The organism is Bradyrhizobium sp. UFLA01-814 (assembly GCF_046718885.1).
In the GTDB taxonomy this organism is placed as follows: domain Bacteria; phylum Pseudomonadota; class Alphaproteobacteria; order Rhizobiales; family Xanthobacteraceae; genus Bradyrhizobium; species Bradyrhizobium elkanii.
The window spans coordinates 24,072-31,687 of the sequence record NZ_JAQOSR010000106.1 but is presented as its reverse complement, the minus strand read 5'-3'; the positions used below and the strand labels follow the sequence as shown (position 1 = coordinate 31,687).

General features: G+C 65.4%; 5 protein-coding genes. All 5 read right to left on the bottom strand.

Annotated elements, in window-relative coordinates; translation table 11 throughout:
* The 5 genes from PMN64_RS27815 to ileS all read right to left on the bottom strand — a co-directional run bounded on the left by PMN64_RS27815 (position 1) and on the right by ileS (position 7,424).
* Complete coding sequence (locus PMN64_RS27815) at positions 1-1,332, bottom strand: M16 family metallopeptidase (protein ID WP_411782949.1); 1,332 nt, start codon at positions 1,330-1,332, stop codon at positions 1-3.
* Positions 1,329-2,723, bottom strand: coding sequence for a M16 family metallopeptidase (locus tag PMN64_RS27810; protein WP_411782948.1), 1,395 nt, complete (start codon positions 2,721-2,723; stop codon positions 1,329-1,331). The genes PMN64_RS27815 and PMN64_RS27810 overlap by 4 nt, the downstream gene beginning before the upstream one ends.
* 152 nt (positions 2,724-2,875) lie before the next feature.
* Complete coding sequence (locus PMN64_RS27805; RefSeq protein WP_028341057.1) at positions 2,876-3,607, bottom strand: hypothetical protein; 732 nt, start codon at positions 3,605-3,607, stop codon at positions 2,876-2,878.
* Between the two features lie 100 nt (positions 3,608-3,707).
* Positions 3,708-4,205, bottom strand: a complete 498-nt coding sequence (lspA, locus tag PMN64_RS27800; protein WP_411782947.1) for a signal peptidase II — start codon at positions 4,203-4,205, stop codon at positions 3,708-3,710.
* Between the two features lie 168 nt (positions 4,206-4,373).
* The gene (gene ileS, locus PMN64_RS27795; RefSeq protein ID WP_411782946.1) at positions 4,374-7,424 is read right to left on the bottom strand and encodes an isoleucine--tRNA ligase; all 3,051 of its coding nucleotides are present in this window, start codon (positions 7,422-7,424) and stop codon (positions 4,374-4,376) included.
* Between the last annotated feature and the right edge of the window lie 192 nt (positions 7,425-7,616).

The following is a 7,616-nucleotide window of genomic DNA, read 5'->3' as shown; positions in this document are numbered from 1 at the left end:
CTACACTATACCATGGTCGTCGGCAGCGTCAGATGTGTATAAGAGACAGCCCCAGAGCCGCTTGGCGACCCGCTTGGCGTCGTCGAGCGTCACCGCGTCGACGATGGCGTTGCGCTTCTCGATGTAATCGATCGGCAGCTTGTCGAGCTGGTATTGCAGCATCGCCTGCGCGAGCTTGGAGGAGGTGTCGAGCGCCAGCATCTGCGAGCCCTTCAGGTAGGACTTCGCCTCGTCGAGCTCCTTCTGCGTCGGACCTTCCTCGGCGATGCGGCGGACTTCCGCTTCGATCGCATCGACGGTCTCGCCGGCGCGGTCGGCGCGGGTGCCGGTGTTGCCGATGAACAGCGCGGAGTGATCCATCCAGACCAGCGCTTCATAGATCGAGTAGGCCAGCCCGCGCTTCTCGCGCACTTCCTTGTAGAGCCGCGACGACAGCCCGCCGCCGCCGAGAATGTGATTCACCACATAGGCCGCCATGAAATCCGGGTCGTGCCTGGCAATGCCGGGCCCGCCGAAGGTGACGACGGTCTGCGGCACGTCGAGCGGGACGAAGGCGCGCTGTGGCGGTCTGGTCGCCACGACGTCGGGGACCGGCGTCAATTCGGCTTTCGCCGGCAGGCCGCCAAAGGTCTTGTCCAGCAACTTGCCGAGCGTATCGGGATCGACGTCGCCGACCACGGCAATGCGCAGCGTATCCTTGGCGATGATGCGGCGGGTATAGTCCTTGAGATCCGGGATCTGGATGGTCGGGACGCTGTCGAGCGTGCCGGTGGCCGTCCTGGCATAGGGATGATCGCCGAATGCGAGCTCGAGGAACTTGCGGCCGGCGAGCGAGGACGGATTTGTCGATTCGCGGCGCAGATTGGCGATCACCTGGGCGCGGATGCGTTCGACGTCCTTCGGCTCGAAGTGCGGCGAGGTCAGCGCCATCCGCAACAGGTCGTAGGCTTCGTCCTTGTTGTCCTTGAGCATGCGCAGCGAGCCGCGGAATTGATCGCGGTTCGACTGAAAGCCGAGCTCGATGGCGCGGCGCTCGAGCCGCTCATGATAGGTTTTTGAATCGAGATCGCCGGAGCCCTCGTCGAGCAGGTCGGCGACCAGATTGCCGACGCCGGGCTTGCCGGGCGGATCCTGGCTGGCGCCGCCGCTGAAGGAATATTCCATTGCGATCAGCGGCACGGTCGCGTCCTGCACGAACCACGCCTCGATGCCGCCGGGCGATACCAGCCGCTGGATCTTGGCCGCGGCCTGCGAGGGCGCCGGCGTCAGCGTCAGCAGTGCGGCGCAGGCGCCGCCGATCAGCGCCGCACGGCGGGTGAGGGAATAGATCACGAGCGCTTCTCCTCGCGTTTCGGCGCAGTAGTATCCTTGATCAGATAGCCGGTCACCGACCGCTTCTTGTCGAGCCAGCTGGCGGCGGCAGTGCGCACCTGCTCGGCGGTGACGGCGCGAATGCGATCCGGCCAGCTGCGGATATCCTCGATGCTGAGCCCGGTGGTCAGCGCGCCGCCATACCAGCGTGCCAGTGTCGCCTGGTTGTCCTGGGCGTAGATCGCCTCCGCGATGAGCTGGGTCTTGACCCGTTCGAGATCCTCGGCGCGCGCCGGGTTCTGCGCGAGGTCGGCGATCACCTTGTCGATCGCGTCCTCGATCTGCGCGAACTCGACGCCGGGTTTCGGCGTCACCGAGATCGAGAATTGCGACGGATCGAGCGAGGTGCCCTGGTAGCCGGCGCCGGCTGAGATCGCGAGGCCCTTGTCGATCACCAGGGAGCGATAGAGATAGGAGTTGGCGCCGCCCCCCATCAACTGCGCGAGCACATCGAGCGCCTGGCTCTCGCCTGAAGCCGCGGTTGTCGCCGAGGGCACGAGGTAATAGCGGCGCAGGCTCGGCTGCTCGACGCGCGGATCCGACAGCGTCACGGTGCGCGGCGCGGCCGGTGTCGGCTCCTGCGGCCGGACCCGCTTCTCGGGGATCGCATGCTGCGCCGGGATCGGGCCGAAATTCTTCTCGACCAGCGGGCGGACATCCTTGACGTCGACGTCGCCGGCGATGACCAGGATCGCGTTGTTCGGCGCATAGAAGCGACGGTAGAAGGCGAGCGCATCCTCGCGGTCGAGCTTCTCGATCTCCTGGTGCCAGCCGATCACCGGCCGGCCATAGGGATGGTTGAGATAAAGCGCGGCCATGATCTGCTCGGTCAGCCTTGCATCCGGGTTGTTGGCAACCCGCATGTTGAACTCCTCGAGGACGACATCGCGCTCGGGCAGCACGTTCTCGTCCTTGAGGATCAGGCCGGTCATGCGGTCGGCCTCGAACTCCATCATGGTCGGCAGCTGCTCGCGCGGCACGCGCTGGAAGTAGCCGGTGTAGTCAACCGAGGTGAAGGCGTTCTCATTGCCGCCGACGCGCAGCACGGTCTGCGAAAACTCGCCCGCCGGATGCTTGGCCGTGCCCTTGAACATCAGGTGCTCGAGAAAATGCGCGAGGCCCGACTTGCCGGGCGTCTCGTCGGCCGAGCCGACCTTGTACCAGATCATCTGCGTCACCACCGGCGTGCGGTGGTCGGGGATCACCACGACCTGCAGGCCGTTATCGAGCGAGAAACTGGCGGGGCGTTCCGAGGTGACGGTGGTCTGGGCGCGGAGGCTGGCACCCGGCAGCGGGATGGTGGAAACAAATGCGGCAGCGAACAGGGCGATCGATCGGCGAGAGCGCATCATGGTCCTTATGAAAGCCCGGACACACGGCCGGGGCGCGAAAGCAAGCCATCGTACACGGTCGTTGCCGTGCCCATGGTCACGAAGCGGAGAGACACCCGCCGCCCCGCATTAAGCTTTGCTCATGTCAGCCTTCGCCCGAACAGGCCAAGCGATCACTGCACCGGTTTTCCGGTCATGACGTCGTACTGGCCTTCCTTCGCCATCGGCGCCTGCGGGCCGGTGCCGTAGGCATAGCCCGCGGACGGCGTCTGGTAGCCCGGAGGCGGCTCAGTCAGGGAATCGCGCGTCGGCTCGCCCTTGAACGGTTTGGACTCGCTGCTGTTCCCCTTGAACATGCCGAGCAGGCCGCCGGTGTAACCGAGCTGGCTCGGCATCAGCGATGGATTGGTGCTCACGCCGGGCTCCAGCGGCTCCTTGCGGCCGTCGGTGGCGGTCTGCTGCTTGCGGCCGGCCTCGATCTCGGCCGGCGTCAACGCCACCGCCGACTGCCACGGCTCCTTCTTGACTTCCTTCTTGCGCGCCGCGATCGCAGCCTTGCGGGCCGCGATATCAGGGTCCTTCGGCCAGTTCGGCGCGTTGACCTGGGCGGTCGATGCCGGCGGGGGCAAATCGAGCTTGGGCGGCACCACCAGCGGCGAGCGCTCGCGGTAGTCGATGCCCTTGCTGGCCGCGCTCTTGGCGCCGAGCCCGGTCATCAGATTGTCGACGATCCGCTCTTCGAAGGTCAGGCCGTCGTCGCCGTCATCCTCATCGTCGCCGGCGCGCACCGGGCCGGCCGTCATGACAAGGCCGATCCCGGCTGCGACGAACGCCAGGCGCAGGCCGCGCATCAGCGACAGCCGGGACGTTTCGATCAGGTAACCGCGGGCTTTGGTGTTGCGCATCGCGCCATTCCCATCTCAAAATTCGCCAAAGCGATCACTGGCTTAGGCACAGTTCCGCTTGAGCAGGTGTCGACCGCTGACCGGCTCGTATCGGCCGGGATCAGGGCGCTTTTACGGCGGGGGTCCCCACCACGGAATCATACAATAGGGCTGCCACGCCAGCAACGATGGCTACATCGGCAAGGTTGAAGATGTACCAATTGAAGGTTTTTCCCCCGATCTCGGCATGAAGCAGGGCAAAATCGACCACCGCGCCATAGGCGAAGCGGTCGATGCCGTTCCCGATGGCGCCGCCGATGATCAGGCCGAGCGACACCGTCGCGAGCCAGGTCCGCGACCGCGCCATCCAGATCGCCAGCGCGATCACGGCCGCGGCCTTGATCACCATCAGCAGGATCTGGGCCGCCGGGGTCTCGCTCTGGAACCAGCCGAAACTGATCCCTGGATTCCAGGCGAGCACCAGGTCGAAGAACGGCGTCACCCGCACCGGGGCGTGACGCGCGATATCCAGCACATGGAGCAGCCAGAGCTTGGAGGCCTGGTCGGCGATCAGGGTGATCACCGCCGCAAGCACACCGGCGCGAACGGGAGGGGTCATTGCCAGCCCACCAAAGGTGTCGTCCCTGCGAAAGCAGGGACCCATACCCCGTGTCGGGCGTTGCTTGAGTGACTCGGAGTCATCAACCTCAGTCCATTGCAGGCAGCGGTGGTTATGGGTCCCTGCTCCCGTGCGCAATTGCGCACTAGGCAGGGACGACAGAGGACGTTAGGCGCTGTCCCCCAGCGCCTTCCATTCGCGCAGCGCTTGCGCATCGCGCGGCGAGACGTCGGGATATTCGGGGTCCTCGCCCACCGTCGGCAGGATCTTCCACGAACGGGCGCATTTGGTGCCGACCGCCTTCTCGACCACGACCGCAACCCCAGGCACGGCATCGAGGCGGAAGGCGTCCGCCGGCGCCTCGCCCTCGCGCACCTCGTAGTTCGAGGTGATGCAGACCTCGGCGAGATCGATGTCGAACAATGTGGCCAGCATCTGCCTGTCGGCGATGTAGATCACCGGCGATGCCTCGAGCGAGGAGCCGATTCGCTTGGCGGCGCGTTCGAGTTCGAGCGCGCCGGTGACGACGCGGCGAACGTTGCGGATCGTCTCCCACTTCGCGGCAAGCGCGTCGTCGCGGAACTGCTCGAGACCTTCGGGGAACAGCGTCAGATGCACCGAAGGCTCGGCGTTCGGCCGATACATCCGCCAGGCCTCGTCGGTCGTGAAGCTGAGGATCGGCGCCAGCCATTTCAGGATCGCGTCGCAGAGCAGATCGATCGTGGTCAGCGCCGCCTTGCGCGCCACCGAGGACGGCGGATCGCAATACAGCGTGTCCTTGCGGATGTCGAAGTAGAACGCCGACAGCTCGGAGTTCATGAACGCCGCGAGGCTTGCGACCACGGTCTTGTAGTCGAAGTCGGCATAGGCCTTGCGGATGGTCTCGGCGTGGCCGGCGAGCTCGTGCAGCATCAGCCGCTCGAGCTCGGGCATCTCGGCAAAGGCGACCTTCTCGCTCGGCTTGAAATGATGCAGCGTGCCGAGCATCCAGCGGATCGAGTTGCGCAGCTTGCGGTAGGTCTCGATGGTGTTCTTGAGGATCTCCGGACCGATGCGCTGGTCGTCGGCATAGTCGGTGGCGCACACCCACAGGCGCAGGATATCCGCGCCGGAATCCTTGATCACCTTTTGCGGCTCGACGGTGTTGCCGAGCGATTTCGACATCTTGCGGCCGTTCTCGTCGAGCGTGAAGCCGTGGGTCAGCACGATGTCGTACGGCGCGCGGCCGCGCGTGCCGGCGCTTTCCAGCAGCGACGAGTGGAACCAGCCGCGATGCTGGTCGCTGCCTTCGAGATACATCACGGTGTCGTCGCCGCCATCGACCTTGCGGACGATGTTGCCGAGCTGCGGGAAGTTCTGGCGGTCTTCCAGTACGAAGGCGTGCGTGGAGCCGGAATCGAACCAGACGTCGCAGATGTCGTCGACCTTCTTCCAGTTCTCGGACGCGCGTGACCCGAGGAAACGCTCGCGGGCGCCGTCCCTGTACCAGGCGTCGGCGCCTTCCTCCATGAACGCCTCGGTGATGCGTTGGTTGACCACCTCGTCTTGCAGGATCTCGGCCGAACCGTCGCTGTTCTCGCGCACGAACACGGCGATCGGCACGCCCCAGGCGCGCTGCCGCGAGATCACCCAGTCGGGACGGTTGGCGATCATGCCGTTGATGCGGTTCTCGCCGGCCGGCGGCACCCATTGCGTGACAGAGATCGCGTGCAGCGCGCGGGCGCGCAGCGTGTCGCCCTTCTTCGCATGGCCGTTCTCGGCGATGTCCGTAGCCCCGGGCTTGCCCGGGGCGTCTACGATGGGCTTGTCCATCGCGATGAACCATTGCGGCGTGTTGCGGAAGATCACCGGCTTCTTGGAGCGCCAGGAGTGCGGATACTGGTGCTTGAGGCGGCCGCGCGCGAGCAGCTTGCCGGCCTCGATCAGCGCCTTGATCACGGCCTCGTTGGCATCGCCCTTCTCGCCCTTGTCGTTGAGCACGCGTTTGCCGGTGAAGCCCGGAGCCTGCGCGGTAAACGCGCCGTTCTCGTCGACCGTATACGGGATCGCCGTCGGGATGCCGCGCGCATCGAGCTCGCGGGTGTTGGCCGTCCAGACGTCGAAGTCCTCGCGGCCGTGGCTCGGCGCGGTGTGCACGAAGCCGGTGCCGGTGTCGTCGGTGACATGCTCGCCGGCGAGCAGCGGCACGATGAATTCGTAGCCGCCACCGAGGCCGCGCAGGGGATGGGCGCATTCCACGGCGTCCAGCGTGTCGCCGGGAATATCGCGGACCTTCTCATAGGACGTGACGCGCGCCTGCTTGAACACCTCGGCGGCAAGCGCGTCGGCCAGGATCAACAGATCGCCGGTCTTCGCCCAATTGTCCGCCGGCGCATCCGTCACCTTGTAGAGGCCATAGGCGATCTTCGGCGAGAACGAGATGGCGCGGTTGCCGGGCAGCGTCCACGGCGTGGTGGTCCAGATCACGACCGAGGCATTGGCCAGCGCGCCATGCGCCGGCGAGGTGACCGGGAATTTCACCCACACCATGTCGGAAGTATAGTCCTCGTATTCGACCTCGGCTTCGGCAAGCGCGGTCTTCTCGACCACGCTCCACATCACGGGCTTCGAGCCGCGATAGAGCGTGCCGTTGGCCGCGAACTTCATCAGCTCGCGGGCGATCTGGGCTTCGGCCGGATAGCTCATCGTCTGGTAGGGATGATCCCAGTCGCCGATGATGCCGAGCCGCTTGAACTCCTCGCGCTGCACGTTGATCCAGTGCGTCGCATAGGCACGGCATTCCCTACGGAACGCGACCATCGCCGCCGAGTCGCGGAAATCGGGCTTCTGCTTGCCCTTGGAGCGGTAGTTCTCCTCCTCGATCTTCCATTCGATCGGCAGGCCGTGGCAGTCCCAGCCCGGCACGTAGTTGGAGTCGAAGCCGAGCATCTGCTGGCTCTTGGTCACGACGTCCTTGAGGATCTTGTTCAGCGCGTGCCCGATATGGATGTTGCCGTTGGCGTAGGGCGGGCCGTCATGCAGCACGAATTTGGCACGGCCCTCGGCTTCCCGGCGGAGCCTGTCGTAGAGGCCGATCTCGTTCCAGTATTTCAGGATTTCCGGCTCGCGCTGGGGCAGGCCGGCGCGCATCGGGAATTCCGTCTGCGGCAGGTAAAGGGTCTTGGAATAGTCCCTAACGTCAGTCTTTTGGGCGTCGGTCTTTTGCGGCTTGTCGGACATGAAAGCTCTGATTTGGCAGGTGCGGGCGCGGATACGCGATCAATCGCGGGTGAAACGGCGAAGTCCCGGTCTTGCGCCGAGCCTTCAGGCTCAGGCGGAAGCCGGGCAGCTAATCCGTATGATGCGCCGCGAAAACATGGGGTTTCCATAGCAGCCGGACGGGGAAATCGCAAAGCCCCCGGTGGCCCGCGG